Annotated in this window: 17 protein-coding genes and 1 tRNA gene; 6 read left to right on the forward strand and 12 right to left on the reverse strand. The window is 64.7% G+C overall.

The genetic code is table 11. The features are described 5' to 3' along the window. Nucleotides 1-4 precede the first annotated feature (4 nt). Both OCU_RS44245 and OCU_RS44250 read right to left on the reverse strand, forming a co-directional pair. Nucleotides 5-1,312, reverse strand: a complete 1,308-nt coding sequence (locus OCU_RS44245; protein WP_014380892.1) for an MCE family protein — start codon at nucleotides 1,310-1,312, stop codon at nucleotides 5-7. Between the two features lie 315 nt (nucleotides 1,313-1,627). Continuing rightward, nucleotides 1,628-2,920 (reverse strand): MCE family protein, encoded by a 1,293-nt coding sequence (locus OCU_RS44250; protein WP_014380893.1) that lies wholly within the window; start codon nucleotides 2,918-2,920, stop codon nucleotides 1,628-1,630. Between the two features lie 271 nt (nucleotides 2,921-3,191). Between OCU_RS44250 and OCU_RS44255 the strand changes: the two genes are divergently transcribed. Next, a complete protein-coding gene (locus OCU_RS44255) occupies nucleotides 3,192-3,728 on the forward strand; it encodes a hypothetical protein (RefSeq protein ID WP_014380894.1) in 537 nt (178 codons plus the stop codon). 20 nt (nucleotides 3,729-3,748) lie between these two features. Next, nucleotides 3,749-4,237 (forward strand): glutathione peroxidase, encoded by a 489-nt coding sequence (locus tag OCU_RS44260; protein ID WP_008259599.1) that lies wholly within the window; start codon nucleotides 3,749-3,751, stop codon nucleotides 4,235-4,237. A gap of 11 nt (nucleotides 4,238-4,248) precedes the next feature. On the opposite strand, the gene OCU_RS44265 is transcribed toward OCU_RS44260, so the two are convergent. From OCU_RS44265 to OCU_RS44300, 8 genes are all read right to left on the reverse strand, one after another. Further along, the gene (locus tag OCU_RS44265; protein WP_009956618.1) at nucleotides 4,249-5,028 is read right to left on the reverse strand and encodes an RsiV family protein; all 780 of its coding nucleotides are present in this window, start codon (nucleotides 5,026-5,028) and stop codon (nucleotides 4,249-4,251) included. Nucleotides 5,029-5,203: 175 nt separating this feature from the next. Beyond that, nucleotides 5,204-5,280: transfer RNA gene (locus OCU_RS44270), tRNA-Met, on the reverse strand. Between the two features lie 101 nt (nucleotides 5,281-5,381). Next, the gene (locus OCU_RS44275; protein WP_009956617.1) at nucleotides 5,382-5,810 is read right to left on the reverse strand and encodes a tautomerase family protein; all 429 of its coding nucleotides are present in this window, start codon (nucleotides 5,808-5,810) and stop codon (nucleotides 5,382-5,384) included. Nucleotides 5,811-5,912: 102 nt separating this feature from the next. Next, nucleotides 5,913-6,914 carry an LLM class flavin-dependent oxidoreductase gene (locus tag OCU_RS44280; protein ID WP_014380895.1) on the reverse strand — a complete coding sequence of 334 codons (1,002 nt, stop codon included), beginning with the start codon at nucleotides 6,912-6,914 and terminating at the stop codon, nucleotides 5,913-5,915. Nucleotides 6,915-6,921: 7 nt separating this feature from the next. Continuing rightward, nucleotides 6,922-8,520: a UbiD family decarboxylase gene (locus OCU_RS44285; RefSeq protein WP_014380896.1), complete on the reverse strand. Its 1,599-nt coding sequence runs from the start codon at nucleotides 8,518-8,520 to the stop codon at nucleotides 6,922-6,924. Nucleotides 8,521-8,530: 10 nt separating this feature from the next. Continuing rightward, nucleotides 8,531-9,187 carry a UbiX family flavin prenyltransferase gene (locus OCU_RS44290; RefSeq protein ID WP_014385624.1) on the reverse strand — a complete coding sequence of 219 codons (657 nt, stop codon included), beginning with the start codon at nucleotides 9,185-9,187 and terminating at the stop codon, nucleotides 8,531-8,533. A gap of 36 nt (nucleotides 9,188-9,223) precedes the next feature. After that, entirely contained in the window at nucleotides 9,224-9,727 is a 504-nt protein-coding gene (locus OCU_RS44295; protein ID WP_014380898.1) for a Dps family protein, read from the reverse strand. A gap of 395 nt (nucleotides 9,728-10,122) precedes the next feature. Beyond that, nucleotides 10,123-11,046 carry a helix-turn-helix domain-containing protein gene (locus OCU_RS44300; protein WP_014380899.1) on the reverse strand — a complete coding sequence of 308 codons (924 nt, stop codon included), beginning with the start codon at nucleotides 11,044-11,046 and terminating at the stop codon, nucleotides 10,123-10,125. Between the two features lie 815 nt (nucleotides 11,047-11,861). Between OCU_RS44300 and OCU_RS44310 the strand changes: the two genes are divergently transcribed. The 3 genes from OCU_RS44310 to OCU_RS44320 all read left to right on the forward strand — a co-directional run bounded on the left by OCU_RS44310 (nucleotide 11,862) and on the right by OCU_RS44320 (nucleotide 15,745). Then, on the forward strand, nucleotides 11,862-13,268 hold the full coding sequence (locus OCU_RS44310) for an FAD-dependent oxidoreductase (protein WP_014380901.1): 1,407 nt from the start codon (nucleotides 11,862-11,864) through the stop codon (nucleotides 13,266-13,268). After that, the gene (locus OCU_RS44315) at nucleotides 13,255-13,974 is read left to right on the forward strand and encodes a nitroreductase family protein (protein WP_009956605.1); all 720 of its coding nucleotides are present in this window, start codon (nucleotides 13,255-13,257) and stop codon (nucleotides 13,972-13,974) included. The genes OCU_RS44310 and OCU_RS44315 overlap by 14 nt, the downstream gene beginning before the upstream one ends. A gap of 217 nt (nucleotides 13,975-14,191) precedes the next feature. Next, nucleotides 14,192-15,745, forward strand: coding sequence for a GMC family oxidoreductase (locus tag OCU_RS44320; RefSeq protein ID WP_009956604.1), 1,554 nt, complete (start codon nucleotides 14,192-14,194; stop codon nucleotides 15,743-15,745). Between the two features lie 24 nt (nucleotides 15,746-15,769). Here the strand turns inward: OCU_RS44320 and OCU_RS44325 are convergent, their stop codons facing one another. Further along, nucleotides 15,770-18,589 (reverse strand): helix-turn-helix transcriptional regulator, encoded by a 2,820-nt coding sequence (locus tag OCU_RS44325; protein WP_233425191.1) that lies wholly within the window; start codon nucleotides 18,587-18,589, stop codon nucleotides 15,770-15,772. Nucleotides 18,590-18,834: 245 nt separating this feature from the next. On the opposite strand from OCU_RS44325, the gene OCU_RS44330 reads away from it, so the two are divergent. Next, complete coding sequence (locus tag OCU_RS44330) at nucleotides 18,835-19,806, forward strand: GlxA family transcriptional regulator (protein WP_193375123.1); 972 nt, start codon at nucleotides 18,835-18,837, stop codon at nucleotides 19,804-19,806. On the opposite strand, the gene OCU_RS44335 is transcribed toward OCU_RS44330, so the two are convergent. Then, nucleotides 19,797-20,705, reverse strand: coding sequence for an SDR family oxidoreductase (locus OCU_RS44335; RefSeq protein ID WP_014380907.1), 909 nt, complete (start codon nucleotides 20,703-20,705; stop codon nucleotides 19,797-19,799). The genes OCU_RS44330 and OCU_RS44335 overlap by 10 nt on opposite strands. Between the last annotated feature and the right edge of the window lie 36 nt (nucleotides 20,706-20,741).

A 20,741-nucleotide genomic window follows, 5' to 3' on the forward strand; every position in this document is an offset into this window, starting at 1 on the left:
GCTGCTACGGGTTGATGGTGTTGTCGCCGACCTGGCGGCCCCAGACGTACTCGATCGCGTACGGCGATCCGGTGTCCAGGTGGTTGTAGGGCGCGATGCTGTTGCCGGTGTCCATGACCAACTCGGGTGCGGGCCACAGGTCGCGGCTGATCTTCTGCCAGCAACCCGGGGCGCCGCCGGGGCCGCCGCGGGCGTTCACGCGTGGCAGGTTCTCGGGCCAGATGTAGGGGTTGGGCGCCCCGCCGACCACCCCGGCGATGCCGCCCACCAGCGACGCGATGACGGGCACCGCGGACACCGGGTTCGCGATCAGTCCGAGCCCGGAGAGCACCTCGGTGTCCATGTTCAGCGAGTAACCGTTGAAGCCGCCTTCGGCCGCGCCCGTGGGGCCCAGCGCATCGACTTCGCTGCGCATCAGGCAATAGATCTCGGGGCTGTAGGTGTCGAGCAGTTGGGCCGTGGGCACCAGATCGGCCGCGCCGCGGGCCAGGTACGGGCCGCCCTTGGTGAACAGGTCCGCGCCGGTGTTGCCGAACCCGGCCGCCGACAACAACGCCTGATCCAAATCCTTTTGCTGCGCGTTGATCGTGCGCGAGGTGACCACCGCGTTGTTCAAAAAGTCGAACAGATCCGGCGAGGCGTCCGCATACGTGTCCCCCAGCGCCGCCAACCGCTGAATGTCCTTGCGCGCCTGCGGCATCCGCGGATTCACCTCATCCAAAACCGCGTTCGCATTCACCACCGACTGCCCGAACTTCTCCCCCAACCCGGCCAACGACTGCGCCGCCGCGCTCAACGTCAGATTCAACTTGACCGGATCGACCTTCTGCGCGATCGAGGTGATCGTCTGAAACAGCGTGTTGATCTCGGTGGTCACCGAACGCGCATCCAACACGGTGTGCGCCGAGATCTTCTGCGGCGACGGGTGCGCCGGCGTCGTCAACGACACATACTTGCCACCGAACACCGTCGTCGCCTTGATATCGGCATTCACATTCGACGGGATCAACGCCAAATACCGCGGATAGACCTCCAGCGTGAACTTCGCCGCCGGCTTGCCATCACGCACCGTCTCCGTGATCTTGCCGACCCGCCCGATCTCCACCCCGTTATAGGTCACCTTCGACCCCGGATCCATCACCAACCCAGCCCGCGACGCCAGCATCGTCAACTCGGTCTTCGGCGTGAAGCCGCCCCGGAACTGGATGTACACCAAGGTGAAGATCACCGCGAGCACCACCACAACGACAAAGGTGTAGACCTTGTAGGGCGGAACCCGGGGGTCGTTGATCTGAACGGGTGAACCTTCCATGGCGCTACACCGCGAATCCGAAGGTCGATTCCGCGCTGGGCGGCAAGGCATGCGGTTGGTTATTCAGATAACCCACCGTCGCCACAGCTGGCCCCTCACGTCGGTGCCGCGGCCTGGCGGCGCTGCGGCAAATCACTCCCCCGACTCACTGCCCGTTACCAGGGGCTCTGTACACAGATGCAATAACGAAGACCAGTGCAATGTACCGCGACGCGGTGGCACGAACAACGCAACGCCGAACTATCGCGCCGCGCGCGGCGGGGCCGTCGACCGTGGCGGCACGCGAATGATGGTTCCCGGCAACTCTTTCGCGTGCTACGGGTTGATGGTGTTGTCGCCGACTTGACGGCCCCAGACGTACTCGATCGCGTACGGCGATCCGGTGTCCAGGTGGTTGTAGGGCGCGAGGCTGTTGCCGGTGTCCATCACGAGTTCGGGCGCGGGCCACAGGTCTCGGGTGACCCGCTGCCAGCAACCCGGGGCGCCGCCGGGGCCGCCGCGGGCGTTCACGCGTGGCAGGTTCTCGGGCCAGATGTAGGGGTTGGGCGCCCCGCCGACCACCCCGGCGATGCCGCCCAGGAGCGACGCGATGACCGGGACGGTGGCGACCGGGTTGAGCAACAGACCTAGGCCCGAGGTGACCTCGGTGTTCATGTTCAGCGAGTAGCCGTTGAAGCCACCTTCGGAGGCGCCGGTGATGGGCACAATGTCGTGGTAGTTGTGCAGGGTGCAATAAAGTTCGGGGCTGTAGGTGTCGAGCAGCTGGGCCGTGGGCACCAGATCGGCCGCGCCGCGGGCCAGGTACGGGCCGCCCTTGGTGAACAAGTCGGCCCCGGTGTTGCCGAACCCGGCCGCCGACAACAACGCCTGATCCAGATCCTTTTGCTGCGCGTTGATCGTGCGCGAGGTGACCACCGCGTTGTTCAAGAAGTCGAACAGATCCGGCGAGGCGTCCGCATAGGTGTCGCCCAACGCCGCCAACTGCTGAATGTCCTTGCGCGCCTGCGGCATCCGCGGATTCACCTCATCCAAAACCGCGTTCGCATTCACCACCGACTGCCCGAACTTCTCCCCCAACCCGGCCAACGACTGCGCCGCCGCGCTCAACGTCAGATTCAACTTGACCGGATCGACCTTCTGCGCGATCGAGGTGATCGTCTGAAACAGCGTGTTGATCTCGGTGGTCACCGAACGCGCATCCAGCACGGTGTGCGCCGAGATCTTCTGCGGCGACGGGTGCGCCGGCGTCGTCAACGACACATACTTGCCACCGAACACCGTCGTCGCCTTGATATCGGCATTCACATTCGACGGGATCAACGCCAAATACCGCGGATAGACCTCCAGCGTGAACTTCGCCGCCGGCTTGCCATCACGCACCGTCTCCGTGATCTTGCCGACCCGCCCGATCTCCACCCCGTTATAGGTCACCTTCGACCCCGGATCCATCACCAACCCAGCCCGCGACGCCAGCATCGTCAACTCGGTCTTCGGCGTGAAGCCGCCCCGGAACTGGATGTACACCAGGGCCAAGATCACCGCGAGCACGAGCAGCGTGGCGACCGCGATCCACTTATAGGGCGGGGTCCGCTGCGAGTTGATCTGCACAGGTGAACCGGGACTCTGCTGTCTCGATACCACCGTCGCCGCCCCTTACGTTCTCCCCCGGGTCAGAGCCGATACCAGGGGCCCTTGATAGAAAGATCATTAAAATCTACCGCGGCGCCCGCACTTATGCGAACCGCCATTAACAAAATTCGTGTTGGCGCCTGTTCCAGCGCTCAACTTTACGAGACGCGCTGGCGCGTCCCCTCTTCGGTGGCGGCGCACCCGTCCGCGTGCGGGTCTACGCTCGGGTAGCGGTAAGGAGAGGTGCGCAATGCTCGCAGCGTTCGGATTCGAATCCCTGGGTGTGGTCGTCGGCGACATGTATTTCGTCGACCCGTCCCCGCTCGAAGGTCAGGAAACCCCGGAGCGGGGAGTCAGACTGGAACTGCGCCTCGTCGACCGGGCCGAGCCCCAGGGCTCGATCTATGCCGGTGTCCCGATCGCCTTCACCCGCCCCGTGTGGCGGGTGGACCTTTTCGGATCGACGGAAAGCCCACCGGGGATGCTGGACCGGGCCCATCACCACCCGCGTTTCGACGGCTGGGAACCCGGACGCCGGCACTTCGTCCCGGAGCTCTCAGCGGACCCGGTGTCGTGGCTGGCCGAGCAGTTGGCCGACCCGTCCGCCGTGCTGACCCGGGCCGGCGTCGACGCCGACGCGGTCAGCGAGGCCGACAAGAAGGGGCTCGCCGCCGCGGCGCCGGAGATCGTCGCCGCGGTGAAGCGGTTGCTCGACGGCGTGCGGGACGGGGAGCTGGCCCCCGAACCCGCCGAGCCGGTTGCCGCCGCCCGTACCGGTTGGCTCTGATCTGCGTTAGCGTCGTCGGCGTGACCCTCAAAGACATCGCCCTGAACACCCTCGACGGCCGGCCCACCACGCTGGCCGAATTGTCCGACGGCGCAACGCTCGTCGTCAACGTGGCCTCCAAATGCGGGCTCACTCCGCAGTACACGGCGCTCGAGAAGCTGGCCAAGGACTACCGCGACCGCGGCCTGACCGTCGTCGGCGTCCCCTGTAACCAGTTCATGGGACAGGAACCCGGCACGGCCGACGAGATCCAGGAGTTCTGCTCGACCACCTACGGGGTGACGTTCCCGTTGTTGGCGAAGACCGACGTCAACGGCGACGGCCGCCACCCGCTGTACGCCGAGTTGACCAAAGCCGCCGACGCCGACGGCCAGGCGGGAGACATCCAGTGGAACTTCGAGAAGTTCCTCCTCGCACCCGACGGTGCGGTGGTGCAGCGCTTCCGGCCCCGCACCGAGCCCGACGCCCCCGAGGTCATCAGCGCCATCGAGGCCGTGCTGCCGCGGTAGGTCGGCGCTCGCTAGGCGAGCATCGGGTCGATCGCGGAGCGCGGCACCAACACCTGAGTGGCGTCGGGCACCATGCGACCTTGGTCGAAAAAGAAGATCACTCCGTCGTTGGTGACCGCGAAATTCTGGTAGTTGGCGGGGTCGTAGGCGGCGGCCGGCGCGATGGCCACCGGCGGGGGCGTCGGCGTCTGGTTCGCGGGAGGTGTGGTCTGCGGCTGGTTCCCCGGCGGGGTCTGCGCCGGGTTCGCGGGCGGCGCGGCCTGCTTCTGCAGCTCGCTCTGCACGATCGGCGCGACGGTCTGCAGCGGGTCGTCGACGCGCCACAAGGGCGTGTTGTTCTTGTCGTCTGAGGCGGCGGTCCACACGATCGCCTTGCGATAGGTCTGGTCCCAGTTGAACGACTTGAACGTCGTCTTGGGGGCGCCGGTGTTCTCGACGACCTTGAACACCACGGCCTCGGTGCCGCGCGGTGGTATCGCCGACCCGTAATTCGTCGACGAAATGGTCAGTTGGTAGGGCTGGTCGCGGGGTGCGGACGATTTGGCGGCGTTGAGGAAATCGTCGCGCTCCTTGGTGATGAAGTCCGCCACCGACTTCTCGTCGGGGTAGTTGACCGGGAAGCTGATGTCGACGTTGTAGCCGGGGTCGGCCATCTGGATCTTGCATGCCTGGCCGGTGTTGGCACCCTTGAGTTCGGCGCAGTAGTCCTTCGGCGGCGCGGCGGCGGCGACGCCGGCCGAGCCGAAGAGAACGAGGGCCGTGGCGGACGCTGCCACCTGGATGCTGCGCATGTGGGATCTCCTCCGACAACTCGCGGTACCGATGCGACGGACGGAGGTAAAGATATGCCATCGCGTGCTTGGCGAACACGTTCCCGACTGATCATTCGCTTTGCGAACGTTCGCGCCAACGCCCCCGCCGGGCGTGAAAACGGCCCCCGGAGCAATCTCCGGGGGCCGTTTTACCTGGTAGCGGGGACAGGATTCGAACCTGCGACCTCTGGGTTATGAGCCCAGCGAGCTACCGAGCTGCTCCACCCCGCGTTGGTGAATGCCAGGTTACCGAACCGGTGTCACGGCGACCAAATCGCGCGCTCAGCGGGGTGAGCGGCCCGGCGTTCGCTGACAGGACTGCGCCGGGCGCGTCAGAGCGCCATCCCCATTTGCGTCAATCTGACCCGGTTCTCGTCGAACCACTCCTGTTCGCGACCAGGCTCAGGCAAAACCAATCCAGCCTCCATCCCATTTGCCGGGTCGACTTCGGTCAACGCGACGAGAAATTCGGCTTCAGACTGGCCGGTGGCACGACTCCACATCCGCGAGAATTCGCGCAGCATCGTTTGGCGGGTCGCGGCATCGCGCCCGTGGCGGATGGCGCCGAACAGGTAGGAGTGGCTCGCCTGTTTGCGGCCAACGAAGCAGTCACCCACCGGGATCTCGTGGAAAAGAACGTTGACGAATAATTCCGGTGCTCCGGTGGCGCTGGTGTGAATGGTGGTGATCTCGTCGGCGATTCGAGCCTTCGCCGACTCGCTCAGCAGTCCTGGCGGACTGTAACACTGGTAGACGGGCATTTCGTGGGAGTCCTTTCGAACGAGTAGGGATTTGGCCGGCGCTATGCCGCCAAGGAAGGCGAGCAGATCAGCGACCCCATCGGGGCGACCGAACCGGCCGTGCTAACCACGCACGGCCGCCACGAATCTTTCGAGTTCGCATGGGATGTCGGGTCCCGAGGGCTCGATCATGACCTCGGTGGCACCGGCCTCCGCCATCGCCGCGACGGCCCTCCCGACCGCGTCGGCCGATCCGCTCAGGGTGACCGACGGAACCGAGGCGTAGCCTCCGGCATGCCAGGCCGCCATGTCGGCCGTGTTCATCTCGACCATGGTCCCCTGGTGAATGTGTAAGTGGCGCAGGCGTTGCGGGATCCGCTCGATCACGTCCAACCACGCTGCGCCACCCGGCATCTCGCGCAACGCGTCGGCACCCTGCGTGGTGTAGACGAAATGATATGCCGCCGCCCAGGGGGCACCCACCGCCGAGCGGACCCGTTCGTCTGCCAGGCTCTCCCCTTCGTCGAGTACGGTGCCCATTGTCGCTACCACTGTGCGCGCAAAATCACGCTGTCCGGGCACGACATTGAACATCGAGATGATCCCGTCGGCGCCGACCCGCTTGGCGACGCCTGCACCCTTGGGACCGGTTGCCGCCAGCAGCAACGGGATTCGCAGGGGCAGCACCTCCGATTGCGATGAGCTGAGCATCAATTTTATGGCCGCACCTTCCCAGTCGACCACCTCGCCGGCCAACAGCGCCTGGTAGGCACGGATATAGGCCTCCATGTACGACCATGCGATCGGGGGCTGGCCGATGGCCGCGCGGCTGGAGAATCCTGTGCCGAACGACGTCAGAATGCGTCCGGGTGCCACTCGGTGCAGTGAGACGGTCTCTGCGGCGTTGACCAACGGATGACGCTGTGTCGGAATCAGTACCGCGGGACCCAGCTCAATCGTCGTCGTCCGCTCGGCGGCGCGGTGCAAGGCCAGCCAGACGTCATCACCACCGAACGGACTGTCGTAACAGTAGGCGCGCCGATAGCCAAGTTTCTCCGCTGAGGCAATGTGCTGAGCCGACTCGATCGACGGTGGTAACGCGATGCTTACCGCAACATCCGTCATCGCCTCTCTACACCTCCGGCATTCGCTTGCTGAGTTTTTGCAGCGTCAGCATTTCGCGTCCTTCGTCGTCGAGGTACGGGATGCCGATCCCGTACTCTTCCCACCGGCCGGCAATTTTGGATTCCAGCTCGGGCGATAACCGATCGGTCGGCGGGAAGCGGCGCCCGCCCCATTCCGCGCGAGGCTCGATCTCCCAGCTACGGGTGGCGTCGATGAGCACCCGCGTCCACTGGCCGGCCCCGTACTTGTTGGTGTCGTTCTTCTCCGGCGGGGTCGACGGATCGAGCGAGGAGCCCAAACCCGGTCCAAAGAAAGCGATGTCGCCGAGCCCCGCGTTGACCCGATAGGACATGGCCCAATCCAGCGCGACCGGATCGTGGATGTCGATGTCCTCCTCGACGACCATCACGTTTTTGTGGAACCACACCGATCCCCCGGTGCCCCAGAGCGCCGCGGCGATCTGTTGCGCGTGGCCGCGGTACCGCTTCTGGATCTGCACCAGTGTGTTCTGGCCGTTGGTCACCTCGGTCATCCAGAGGTCGGTGATGCCGCCGATGCCAAGATCGTCGAGCACGTTCCAGGTGATCGCCGACCGTGCGAAGTTGGTGATGCTGTCCTCGTTGAACATCCCCGGCCGGATGCCCTCGAGGGTGCCGCGAAGCACCGGGTCGTTGCGGTGGGTGATGCGGGTGACCCGCAGGACCGGCGCCGGTGCCGCGCCGCCGATGAAGCCCGGATACTCGGCGAACGGACCCTCTACGACGAACGTCGAGGGGTCGGGATCGATGAAGCCCTCGACGACGATCTCCGCGGTCGCCGGCACGTGCAACGGCACAGATTCGCAGGGCACCAGGTCAACGGGTCGGCCGAGCAGCGCCCCCATCATGTCCCACTCACAGACGTTCTTGGGAAAGGGGCTGCCGGCGCAGAACGGCAGCACGTCGTGCCACCCATAGACAACCGCAACCGGCATCGGCTCTGGCTTGTATTCCTCCATATGGCCGCCCCAGCCCTGGCTGGGCACCAACAATTTGGCGATCTTGTCGCGGTCGACGATCTGGCCGCGGTAGAGACCAATGTTGTCGCGTCCGGTTACCTTGTCTTCGGTGACGACGCCGCAGAAGGTGTCGATGTAGCGGCCGCCGTCCTCACCGTGCCACTTCGGGACGGGGAGCTCCCACAAATTGATGTCGTCGCCTTCGACGATGTTCTCTTTGACCGGGCCCGAGTCGACAACGCGTGGTGGGATGGGCTTTTTGAACGCCTCTCGCAAGTGACGAACGATGGCCGAATCGCTGGTGCCTTCTGGCAGCCCGAGCATCAGTTGGACCTGGCGCCGGCTGCCCAGTGCCGACGTCAACAGCTTTGTGCACCTGGTGTTCTCATGGCCGACAATGTTTTCGAACAGCAGAGCCGGGCCGCCCAGAGACAGGTTGGCGCGGGTGATCGCACCGATTTCCTGGTCCCAGTCGACAGCGGCTCTGACCCGACGCAACTGGTCCGCCGCTTCCAGTGTTGCCAGCCAGCTACGCAGGTCGGGTCCCGCACCGGCCCCGTCCGGTTGGGTGATACTCGTCGTTTCCGGCAGGCTTGTGCCCGTGGTCATTTCGGTCTCCTCACTCGATCGGGGCGCACAGCGGCTGGCGCAACTCCTGCTCGATCCGGGTGGCCCACCGGTCGGCCTCCGTTAGAGCTGAGTCGCCGTTTGGGTGTTGCTGATCGTCCTTCCAGCGCTTGATCAGACTGTGTTCGATGCCGAGCTGATCAAGGACCCGGCCGACCACATAATCGGTCACTTCGTCGACCGAGGTGGGCCGCGCGTAGTACGCCACCGTCGGTGGGAAGATCACGGCTCCGGCTCGCGCCAGGTAGTGCATGTTCTCCAAGTGGATCTCACTCAACGGGGCCTCGCGCGCGACCAGGACCAGCCTGCGTCGTTCCTTGAGCGTCACGTCGGCGGCGCGCGTGATCAGGTTGTCGCTGAAGCCGATTCGGATGGCGCTCAACGTCTTCATGCTGCACGGGCAGACCACCATGCCGTCGGTGCGGAACGATCCACTGGAGATGCCGGCGGCGAGGTCGCGTGCGCTGTACGCGTGTGAGGCCAACGCCCGAACCGCCTCGACGCTGGTATCGGTCTCGAGCTTGATCGTCGCCCGCGCCCAGTCACTCAACACCAGGTGCGTCTCGACACCCAAGTGCCCGAGGGTTTCCAGTAGGCGGATGCCCAGAGCGGCACCGGTCGCTCCGGTCATGGCAATCACCAATCTCATGACCTCCTCCTTTCACGGATCGCCGCTCGAGAACAGCTACGGCGTAACGTTTTCCGACTTCAGCAGCCACGCCTCTTTCTCGAGGTCATCGATGATGGCGTGCAATAGGTCGGCGGTCGCGGGGTCAGCAGCGTCGACGTCGTCGTGCACGGCGCGGATGGTGCCGACGACGGCGTAGATGCGGGTGGTGATCAGGTCAACGGCTTCGGCGGCGCCGATCAGACCCGGGGGGATAGCCGGAACCGTCGTCGTCGCCACCACCGTGTCCGAGCGGCCGTCCGGGACCGCGTCCAACGCGCGCAGTCGTTCGGCGATTGTGTCGCTGGCCTCGCGGGCGGTGTCCACGATGGCGTCAAGTTGCAGGTGCAGGTCGCGGAAGTTCGTGCCGACGAGGTTCCAGTGCGCCTGTTTGCCTTGCAGGTGCAGTTCGATCAGGTCGACCAGGACCCTCTGCAGGTCTTCGAACAGGCTCGCCGCGGCCCGAAAGGGCCGTACGTCGGCGGCGTTACGCCGGTTGGCGGACAGTGAGATCGTCATCATGCTTCCCTTCAGATGGGGGCCGGGTGGCGGTACCCACGGCAATCCTTCCGTCGTGGATCCAAGTCTGCGGCGAACCGAACGGCCGTCGCATCCGCTGGTGGCTAGTCATGCGGGGTCGTCGATCTTCACGCCATAAGGGGTCCGACGGCCCATGCTCCGGAACCCTTCGGTTCACTATGCGTTGCCGAAAGGTTGTGCCCACTTATCAGACGGGACATCTTTCCCACAATTAGCGCCATGGCCGTACAAACGCCTGGGCGCTCTGCTGCGCCGCCTTGTTCAGCCGAAGCGAGAAAGTCCCGTGCAAATCGCTGCCGTTGTGCACACGCCGCGCGCGGTGATTGCGCTCGACGCACGCACTGTCGCCAGCCTCCGGCATGTCGAAATCCCACGCGTCACGCGAGCAAGTCCCGGCGGTAGGCGGTCGGCGTCGTCGCGAGCCTCCTGCGCATCACCGCCGCCAAATGCTGAGAACTCGCGAACCCGCATTGGTGGGCGATATCGGTGATGCTCAGTGACGGGTTGCCCAGCAGCTCACAGGCGTGCATGAACCGACGATTCATCAGCCACCGGTGCGGCGGCTCTCCGGTGCCCTCCAGGAACAGTCCTGAAAGGCGTGTCGTCGACAAGCCCACCACCGCCGCCAGTTCGTTCAGGCCGACATCATCCGAGAGGTGCGCCTCTAGGTAGTCGATTGCGCGCCGCAGGCGCCAATCCCGATAGCCTGGACCGCTTTTCTTCGCTAAGGACGGGGATCCCGACACACTCGAGTGCTGGCGTATAAGTCGAACAACGAGTTGTTGACCGAGAGAGTCAATCATCATCCGGGAACACCCGTCCCGGTGAGTCATTTCGCGAACGATCTGCCGGCATATGCTCTCTGCCAAAGGGTCCCGGGAACACATTGGATCGATCAACGTGACCGACCGAGCCACGTTGGCGGCGCCGCTTTCCACCGCGAGCCTTTCCACCATCGCGTGCGGCACATACACGTGCAGATAACTAAATGGCCGCTCAGCGCTGAATACTCCTCTTGGCTGTTCGCCGGCGACCACAACGTTCATGTGGAAAGCCGGATGTTCGCGGCCCCATTTGCGGCGCCCGTCACCAAAGTACGTGTGGTGGTGATGTCCGCTCAGGGGCATGGCGATAAGGTCCGTGGTGTCGACGGCCGGACCCACCAATTCGTATGCCGATTTGTTTTCGAACCGCCAGATCGCTGCGGTAAGAACACCGCCGGAGCCTGTGATGCGTTGTCCGGGCTTGAAGCCCAGGCACTCAGAAACATCTTCGGGCGTGACGAATGCGGGCCCAGTCATGCTTGGACGCCCTGCCCAGGCGCCGTGTGGACGCCGCGCGCGGACCGGTCGCGGTCATCCGAGATCACACAGACAAGTCTCGACTCGGTGTCGGGCCTTCAGCCACCGATGATGGGACACGTTTCCCACAGATAGCGACATCGTCCGGCTACGCACGACATTCCCGAAATCGGTGCGTGTCTCGTGCACAAGGTACGCGCCGCAGACACGCCAGTGACCCACCTGTCGCGGTAGACACGTCCGGACGTTTCGTTTTACACGCGGAGGAACACGATGGATGTCAATCGGTTGGACGCCCAAGCGGCATCCACGGTCACGGCGGAGAAATCGGCCAAGTCTCAAGCGAGACCGAACGCTCGATTTCCGGAGCACCGCCCCCTGCCCCTGCCGTCCGTGACGAGCATTGCAGGGCAAGCATGCTTTCACAGCTTCGTCGCGCTATCGCTGGTGTTCGCAAGCGCCATGTTGTGGGCGGCAACATTCGGCGAGCTTCCCATGTTCGTCAAGCCTCCCACACATTGCGTTCAATACGACTTCGGCCCGGCGGGCTCGGCTGACCGCCTCAGTCGATGAAGATGGGCATGAACACACACCGAAGCACGAGAACGAGATTCGGCTCAGAGCGCTATCGCTTTGTGATCCCGGATTATTCGCGGTCGACCGAATTGGACGACTCGCTTGGCCGGGATGTCGTTTTGCGACAACTTGTCCTGCACGGCCTCGCCACGGTCTTGCTGATGATGGCCGCCTTCGCAATCAGCTGTTAGTCCTCGCGCGTCGTCCGCCGACAAAAACGGATCAGAAGGAGACTCAGTGTGCCTGAATTCGGCGAAACCGCAGTCGTTCTGGGGGGAAGCATCGCCGGCCTGATGGCCGCCCGTGTTCTGGCTGACTACTACACCACGGTGACCGTGGTGGAACGAGACGTTCTGCCCGAACGCCCAGTGGCCCGCCGCGGAGTGCCCCATGGCCCCAGTCCGCACATTCCCCAAGTTCGCGCCACGCAGACCATGGAGGAGCTGTTCCCCGGGCTCCTCGATGAGTTGGTGGCGATGGGAGCGCGAGTGTGGAAGGACGGTGACCTATCGCGAATCTGGATGTCGTTCGCTGGGCACAAATTTCTGCAATCCGGCACCATCCCGGATCCCGAGACGGTGATCAAGTACTACGTCAATAGGCCCCTACTCGAGTGGTGCATCGGACGCAGAGCACGCCACATTCCCAATATCGAGTTCCTCGTTGGCCACGATGCGGTGAGACTGACTTCGACTCCGGCCCGTAACCGGATTACGGGTGTCGTGACCGCACAGCGTGACTCAGGTGCGGAAAGAATCTTGGCCGCCGATCTGGTGGTCGACGCCACAGGACGCGGTTCGCGGACCCCGGTATTCCTCGACGATCTCGGCTACCGTCGCCCCCACGAAGATGAGCTGATGGTGCATGCCGCCTACGCGAGCACGTTGTTGCACGTGCCACCTGGAACGTTGCGCGAATACATGGCTGTCAGTGGCGCATTGCCCGGCCGGCCAACGGGATTCGCAATGTTCGCCGGCGAAAACGACACCTACATGGTTGGAATGCAGATGATGGCGGGAGGCCAGCCGCCCTCCGACCACGACTCGCTGCTGGCCCGCTTGGCAGAAGTCGCGCCCGCGCATGTCGTTGAAGCCGTGCGTCGCGCCGAACCACTCGGACCGCTGCGTCAGCATCGCTTTCCAGCGAATCGGTGGCGCCGATACGACAAGTTGACGGCAATGCCTCAGGGTTTGATCGTCATCGGCGACGCCATGTGCAGCTTCAATCCAGTTTACGGGCAAGGAATGTCGATCGCCGCTGTCGAGGCGCTCATCCTGCGCACGTGCCTTGAGCGCGGCGACCGCGACCTTCAGCGGCGGTATTTCCGAGCGGCCGCCAGGGAGATCCGGACCGCTTGGCAGGCCGCCGTCGGGGCAGACCTAACGCTTCCTCAAATCCAGGGGCCGCGGCCTTTGTCCATGCGAATAACAAACGCGTACCTCCGTCGGGTTATGGCAGCCGCGGAAACCGACCCCGTCGTCGTCCAGCAATTCATGCGGCTGATTGGCATGGTCGACCGTCCGTCGCGCCTGCTGCGCCCCTCGATGGTGTTGCGTGTCATGACGAAGTCGAGGCGGGCGACCAAGGACAAAACGCACGTCAGCGCCCAGCCCTGCAAGGAGGAACAGGTCAATGGACATCTATGAAGCGCTCTACACGACCAGAACGATGCGCCGCATGCGGCCGGACCCGATACCTCTGGGCACGCAGGCCCGCATACTTGATGCGGCGATCCGTGCGCCCAACGGCGGCAACACCCAGCGCTGGCATTTCCTCGCGGTCGACGATCCCGCGCTCAAGCGCTCGCTGGGTGAGTTGTACCGCCGCGGCCGCGAGAAAGAGCACGAAGAATTCAGGACAGGGACAATGGCCGCGCCCGCGCCCGGCCTGGATCCCACCGCGCACGCCGACACGTTGCGTCGCGTCATCCGCTCGGGCGACTACCTGGCCGATCATTTCGACGAGACACCGCTATTGCTCTTTGTTTTCGCGATCGACGACCACGGCGGTGCCAACATCTTTCCCGCCATCTGGAGCGCGCTGCTGGCCGCCCGCGCCGAAGGCGTCGGCGGTGCCATGACAACTTTGCTGCGCTATTTCCCAGATGCGGTGAATGAGCTCTTGGGGGTGCCGATCGAGCAGGGGTGGACGATGTCGGCCATGGTGGCGTTCGGGTATCCACTCGGCAGGTGGGACATTGCCGCCAATCGCCGCCCGGTGCACGAAGTCTCATCTCGTAACCGTTGGGGCGCTTCTTTCGGCACCGACGTGCCGCGACCACTGTGGCCCGGTAGCGACGAACCAATCCTGGGCAATCGGTTGCGGCAGGTGAATCCCGACTGCCGATGTTGAGAGCCAAGGATTCCATTCCACATCGATCAAATCGGGGAGATTGCGTGAGCACTTCAAACAAGGGCATTTTCGCTCGACGCCACGACGACGCGCGTGGACGCCCTGTGAACGGGCATCAGCGGCTGCTCGGCCAAACCGGGTTCCGGATGGTCCGGAAAGCCGACACTCCAACGGATTTCAGCGTCGTCGAAGCGCGCGTCAGATGACTTCGACACCAATGCCGGCACCCGAGGTTGCCGCGCGCTACGACTTCGTGATCTGTGGGTCAGGGTCTTCTGGATCGGTCGTCGCCGGTCGGCTTTCGGAGAATCCGGACGTTACGGTGCTTTTGCTCGAGGCCGGTGAAACCGATGATGTTTCGGCAGTCCACGATCCCACGCAGTGGCCGCTGAACTTGGGTAGCGAGCGTGACTGGTGTTTCGTTTCGCAGCCGAGCGCCCATCTCAAGGGCAGATCGGTGCTGCTGTCGATGGGGAAGGTGCTCGGCGGGGGGTCGAGCATCAACGTGATGGTGTGGGCTCGGGGACATCGAAGCGACTGGGACTACTTCGCAACCCAGGCGGGTGACGAAGCCTGGGGCTATGAATCGGTGCTTGACATCTACCGTCGCATTGAGGATTGGCACGGGCCGGCAGTCTCCGCCCGCGGCACCGGAGGCCCCATGTCCGTGACGTCCCCGCCCGACCCCAATCCGATCGCTCCGGCCATCGTCGAGGCTGCTCGCTCGCTGGGGATCCCGAGCTATCCGAGCAACAACGGCGCCATGATGGACCGCGGCGGCGGCGCAGCGCTCTTGGACGTGACATTGCGAAACGGGCTGCGGCAGTCCGTGTATCGCTCCTACGTTCATCCGCACCTGCACCGCCCGAACATGACAGTCCTCACCGGTGCGACGGTGACTCGGTTGGTCGTCGGCCGAAACCGGGCTACGGCGGTCGAGTTCTCGCACAACGATCGGACGCACCAGGTCGTCGCAGCACACGAGGTAGTTGTCTCGCTTGGGGCGATCAACACGCCAAAAGTCCTCATGCACTCCGGTATCGGCGACGCTGACGAGCTGCGCCGCTTCGGAATTCCCGTCGTGGCGCATCTTCCGGGCGTTGGCAGAAACTATCAGAGCCATCCACGGATCGACTGCGTGTGGGAATTCCGCGAGCCACTCGAGCCACGGAACAACGCCGGGGGCGCCGGGGTGTTCTGGAAGAGCGACCAGAACCTGGAGGCACCCGACCTGCAGATCTGCTTCGGCGAAGTTCCGTTGTCCAGCAGCGCGAACGCCGCCGCTTATGGCCTGCCGGAGCACGGGTGGACGGCGTGCGCCGGGGTGCTGCGCCCGAAAAGCTCTGGCCGAGTCCGGCTTACCGGAGCAAGGCCGTGCGACCCAGTGTCGGTCGAAGACAACATGCTGGCACACCACGACGACCTCGCGGCCGCCATCGCCTGCGTGGATCTCGCCCGTGAGATCGGAAACTCGACAGTACTTCGGCGTTTCAACAAGCGCGAGGTCATGCCGGGCGATCTCACACGTGCCGAGCTCGAACAGTTCATCCGCTATGGGGCCGAATGCTATTTCCACCAAAGCTGCACGGCGAAGATGGGACGCGACAGCATGTCTGTGGTCGACTCGAACCTCAAAGTTCATGGCATAGAAGGGCTTCGGATTGCAGATGCCTCGATCATGCCTCGGATCACCACCGGCAACACCATGGCGCCCTGTGTCGTCATCGGTGAGCGCGCCAGCGACATCCTCAAAACGGCGCACGGACTCTGACGCCGGCGCTTGGACATCGGTTTGTCACCCTGAACCTGGACGATCTGTCGGCAAGACCCGGTCAAGTTGACTGCGCGAGCTGATATCGAGCTTGGTGAACACCTTGCGAAGGTGGTACTGGACGGTTCTGGGGCTGATGAACAACCGGGCGCCGATCTCCGGATTCGACAAGCCGTCCCGAGCCAGCCGCGCGACCTGAGTTTCCTGCGCCGTCAGCTTTTCACCGTCGACGCCGGCAGTGCGCTTTCGTGCGGTCTCACCGGTGGCCTGCAGCTCACGTCGGGCCCGTTCAGCGAATGCCTCCATCCCCATCGCGTCGAGCATTTCGTGCGCGATACGCAGCTGCGTCCGAGCCTCCGTGCGCCGGCGCCCCCGCCGCAGCCATTCACCGTAGAGCAGATGCGTGCGGGCGAGCTCGGCGCGGACACGACTGTGCCCATAGTGTGCGATCGACTCTCGGTACAGCAGCTCGGCCGCCTCACCGTCGGCCAGCAGCGCACGGCAGCGCGTCTCCACACCGAGCGCCCATCCGGTGCGGGAAGCGCTGGTCATCTCGGTGATCCACTCCATCGCTTGGGTTGCCTCTTCGCGCATTCCGCTTCGCACGGCGGCCTCGACGAACTCTGCCGCGGCCCAGTTGGCCACCCCCGGGTAACGAAGGCTGGGATACTCCTGTTGCTCGAGCCCGCGGCGGGCGGCCGCCAGTGCTTCCGCGTAGTTGCCGAGGCCGTTATGAAGCAGGGCTTTCGTCCACTCGGCCACGGCGGTCGAGATGCCTTCTCCCCGTTGAGGGGCTTCTGCAACGGTCCGCGAGATGAGCGCCTCCGCGTCTGCTTGATGGCCGCGGATCGAGGCCAGGGTCATGGCGGCGTACGGCGCGAGGTTGCTTCCCGTGGCCTCGGTCACCGTGTGCTGCTCTTCGACCAGCACGCTCACAGCCGTCAGATCGCCAACGAACGTCAGCAACATCGCCCGTGTGCTCAGGGCGAGCGGAAGCGCGTTCATCGCGCCCGTCTTGCGTGCCAACGTGAGGTAACGTTGCGAGAGCCTGTCCCAGTGTGCGTCATCCCAAAGGTGCAGTGCCGCTTGGCTAGTCAGCCACATCCAGCGAAGCTCGTCATCAGCCGACATACCGGTTCCCGTGGCGTCCAGCGCCGCACGCAGGTATGGCACCGCGGCCGAATACCCCTCGATGAAATTCGCCGCCAGCCCGTTAAGCACGAGATCGGGAGCGCGTGGCAGCTCCGTCGATCGGGGGGCCGCGGTCGCAGCCCTTGCTACCTCGAGTACGTGGCCCCCCGGACTGGCGAGACGGCCTGCGAACTCAGCGGCGGAAATCGCGTCCAGGTACGTCTCCCGGGCCAGTCTGGCGTCAATCGGCTCGAGCCGCCGCGCGGCCCGAAGCAGCAGGAGCGGAGCATCGCCGCCCCGGTTCGTGGCGTATGCCAACTGGGCACGAATGAGGTCCGCCCGAGCATGCTGCAGTTCGCTGAGCGGTCCGCGCTCGGCCATGGCAAGCAGATCCAGCGTCGAGTCGAACGCGCCGGCGTCGGCTTTCGATGCCGCGGCAACCAGAGCGCGCTCGACGCGAAGGGCCGGATCGAGGGTCAACATCGTCGCCCGCTCGTGAAACGCGGCCGCGGCCGCCATGCCGCCACGGGCCCGCGCCCGCCCTGCCGAACGCTCCAACTCGGCGGCGACGTCCTCGTCCGGACCTGGCGCAGCATGTGCGCGATGCCATGCGCGCCGGTCAGGATCGGAGTCCGGGTCGGTCACCTCGGCCAGCGCGGCGTGTACCTGCTGTCTGATGTGCAACGGGGCCGCCCGGTAGGCGGCTGAGCGTGCCAGCGGATGGCGGAAACGCACCCGCGCACCGAATTCCGCCAAGCCCGCCTCGATCGCCGGGGTGGCGGCCTGCGCACCGATCTCCAAACGTGCGGCGGCGCGCCACAGCAGCCCCGGGTCGCCGAGCGGCTCCGCCGCCGCCAACACCAACAATCGACGGCTCTGGTCGGGCAAGGCCTCCACCCCGCGGCGGAAACTTTGCTCCATCGCCGCTGACAGCCGCGGCGCCCCTGGTAACCCGAACCCCCCGGCCAGTTCTCGCCCCGCGAGACTACGGGGCAATTCGAGCAGCGCCAGTGGATTGCCGCGAGTCTCGGCGATGATCTGGTCGCGCACCCGCGCATCCAGCGGCGTGGCCAAAACCGTCTCCAATAAAGCTCGCGCGTCCGTTTCCGTGAGCCCGTTGACCTCCAGCGTCGGGAGCTTTTTCAGCTCGGGGTTCACAACCCGCGTCGTGAGGACCAAACCCACAGATTCAGCGGCCAACCGCCGGGCGACAAATACGAGCGTCTGCGACGAGGCCTGGTCGAGCCACTGCAGATCGTCGACCAAACAAACGAGCGGCTCGACCTCAGCCATGCTGGAGAACATGTTCAACACCGCCAACCCTACGAGAAGGCGGTCCGGTGCGGGACCTGTCGTTTGACCCAATGCCGTGCTCAAAGCGTCGCGTTGCGGCACCGGCAGAAAGTCGAGACGATCGAGCATCGCCGCGCACAACTGGTGCACCGCGGCGTAGGCCAGCTCCATCTCCGACTCGACCCCGCTGGCACGGATGACGCGACAGCCGGCGGCCCGTTCACCGACGTAGTCCAGCAAGGCCGTCTTGCCGACACCCGGCTCTCCATGAAGTACCAGAACACGACTCTCACCGGCGCGCACGCGGGTGAGAAGCTGTTCCAGCGCAACACATTCCGCGTGCCGGCCTATCAGGGCACCACCATTCCGTGGCGGCGACACCGGGTCCACGGTGTCGAGAATAGTCGCGTGGTCAGCCACCCGCTGGCCAAAGGATGCTGTTCGGGCGCCAGGCGTCGTTCACGATGATGTCACGCGCTGACAAGAGCTTGAGCCCCCAGGTTCCGCCCCCGGTGAATTTCTTTGTCGCAGTGTGAGTCCAACGTCGCGCGCGCCGCCACTTATCCGGCAGAGTTCCTCAGGTGATCGCCGTTCGTGTCGCCGATCCACACGTTGTGACACCCTCCGGCTTGTACTCGTCGTCGCCGGCGCGACACGATGGCGGTATGGCGGAGGCCAACGCAACAACTCGTGTGGTGGTGATCGTCGTCTTCGACGGCGTGAAACTGTTGGACGTTGCGGGTCCCGCCGAGGTGTTCGCCGAAGCCAATCGGTTCGGCGCACGCTATTCGCTCGAAATCGCATCGGTAGACGGACGCGATGTGACCACGTCGATCGGCACCCGATTCGCTGTGACGTGTCCCCTCTCGGCCCTCGAATCCGTCGACACCGTCATGGTCGCGGGCGGTGACACACTGATCGGGCGGCCGATCGATCCCGCTCTCATCGAAGCACTCAAGGCCGTCCCGGGCCGGACCCGGCGCTTGGCATCCGTTTGCACGGGTTCGTTCATCCTGGCGCAGGCGGGCCTGCTCAACGGCAAGCGGGCGACCACGCACTGGCGGCATACCGGGCGGTTGGCCCGCATCTTCCCCGCGGTGCGCGTCGAACCGGATGCGATCTTTGTCCGCGACGGAGATGTATTCACCTCGGCGGGAGTGTCGTCGGGCATTGATCTCGCGTTGACGTTGGTGGAGGCGGATTATGGAGCCGAGTTGGTCCGTAAGGTCGCCCGGTCGTTGGTGGTATATCTCAAACGCGCTGGCGGACAATCGCAATTCTCCGTCATGGTGGAGGCCGACCCTCCGCCGGATTCTCCACTCAGGGCGGTTACCGATGCCGTCAACGCGGATCCAGGTGCCGACCACAGCGTGAAAAAGCTTGCGGCTCAGGCATCTTTGAGTACGCGCCAATTGTCCAGACTGTTTCAGTCCGAGTTGGGTTTGACGCCGGCACGTTATGTCGAGTTGGTTCGCGTCGATTTCGCTCGTGCCGCACTCGAAGCCGGCCGGACCGTTGCCGAGACCGCACGGGTAGCGGGCTTTGGGAGCACAGAAACACTCAGACGGGTTTTTCTCAGCCGCCTGGGCATCACCCCCAGCGCCTATCGGGATCGTTTCCGCACCTCCTACGACTGAAACAACCGGGCCGGCTGCAACAGGTCGTGCATCCCGATGCGGTGGAGCATCTCGGCCCTGAGCCTGTCGAGCACGGCGAAGCCGACCTCCGCGCCATCATCGGCGGGGTCGATATGGACCCGAAAAGGACGCTGCCCAAAGGGTTCTTGCACCACGTTGACGACGGCTTCGGCCACTGTGGATGCATCGGCATCCGGAGGCACGATCGCTGCAAAGGCCTCACGAATGCGGGCGGCGAACCCCGCGTACGGTCCGCCCTCATACTCGTCGACCACCGCCTCATCAGCGGGTGAGCCGGCACGTGCGAAGTGGTTGGTGCCGCTGGTGAACGCGCCGGGAACGATGATGGTCGTCTCGATGCCCCACCGCGCGAGCTCCCGGGCGTAAGCCACGGCCAACGCATCCATCGCGGCCTTCGCCGCAAAGTAGGGGGCGAGATAGGGTGGCGTGCCGCCGGCCGCACTGCTGCTCGATACCCACACCAGGAGGCCTTGCCGTTGCCGTCGCATGTGCGGCAGGATCACGCGGTTGACGCGCTGCGTGCTCAGCACGTTCACGTCATACAGCTCTGCCAACTGTTGCGGTTGAAACGCCTCGGCCGGGCCGAACACCATCTGCCCCGCGTTGTGAACCACCACATCGATCCGCCCGTTGGCCTCGAAGATCCTTTCAATCGCGGCATCCACCGAAGTCTGCGACTGCACGTCCATTTCCACAGCCCGCAGCTCGACGCCATTGTCCTTCGCGAAGTAGCCGATCGCCTCAACCTGAGACGCGTTGCGGCCGTCCGTGTCCCGCATCGACGCATAAACCCTGTGGCCGGCTAACGCCAGCGCTTCCGCGCTGAGGCGGCCGAACCCGCTTGATGCACCGGTGACCACGATGACGTCGCGACCCATGTGGAAAGCTTGACTCGCCCATCGGGTGATCGCATC

This window comes from Mycobacterium intracellulare ATCC 13950 (assembly GCF_000277125.1).
In the GTDB taxonomy this organism is placed as follows: Bacteria; Actinomycetota; Actinomycetes; order Mycobacteriales; family Mycobacteriaceae; genus Mycobacterium; species Mycobacterium intracellulare.

What these genes read in the sequence shown, in the direction of transcription:
- OCU_RS44245 (WP_014380892.1), bottom strand. Translation starts at nt 1,312, where the DNA reads ATGGAAGGTTCACCCGTTCAGATCAACGACCCCCGGGTTCCGCCCTAC.
- OCU_RS44255 (WP_014380894.1), top strand. Translation starts at nt 3,192, where the DNA reads ATGCTCGCAGCGTTCGGATTCGAATCCCTGGGTGTGGTCGTCGGCGAC.
- OCU_RS44265 (WP_009956618.1), bottom strand. Translation starts at nt 5,028, where the DNA reads ATGCGCAGCATCCAGGTGGCAGCGTCCGCCACGGCCCTCGTTCTCTTC.
- OCU_RS44275 (WP_009956617.1), bottom strand. Translation starts at nt 5,810, where the DNA reads ATGCCCGTCTACCAGTGTTACAGTCCGCCAGGACTGCTGAGCGAGTCG.
- OCU_RS44280 (WP_014380895.1), bottom strand. Translation starts at nt 6,914, where the DNA reads ATGACGGATGTTGCGGTAAGCATCGCGTTACCACCGTCGATCGAGTCG.
- OCU_RS44285 (WP_014380896.1), bottom strand. Translation starts at nt 8,520, where the DNA reads ATGACCACGGGCACAAGCCTGCCGGAAACGACGAGTATCACCCAACCG.
- OCU_RS44290 (WP_014385624.1), bottom strand. Translation starts at nt 9,187, where the DNA reads ATGAGATTGGTGATTGCCATGACCGGAGCGACCGGTGCCGCTCTGGGC.
- OCU_RS44295 (WP_014380898.1), bottom strand. Translation starts at nt 9,727, where the DNA reads ATGATGACGATCTCACTGTCCGCCAACCGGCGTAACGCCGCCGACGTA.
- OCU_RS44300 (WP_014380899.1), bottom strand. Translation starts at nt 11,046, where the DNA reads ATGACTGGGCCCGCATTCGTCACGCCCGAAGATGTTTCTGAGTGCCTG.
- OCU_RS44315 (WP_009956605.1), top strand. Translation starts at nt 13,255, where the DNA reads ATGGACATCTATGAAGCGCTCTACACGACCAGAACGATGCGCCGCATG.
- OCU_RS44320 (WP_009956604.1), top strand. Translation starts at nt 14,192, where the DNA reads ATGCCGGCACCCGAGGTTGCCGCGCGCTACGACTTCGTGATCTGTGGG.
- OCU_RS44330 (WP_193375123.1), top strand. Translation starts at nt 18,835, where the DNA reads ATGGCGGAGGCCAACGCAACAACTCGTGTGGTGGTGATCGTCGTCTTC.
- OCU_RS44335 (WP_014380907.1), bottom strand. Translation starts at nt 20,705, where the DNA reads ATGGGTCGCGACGTCATCGTGGTCACCGGTGCATCAAGCGGGTTCGGC.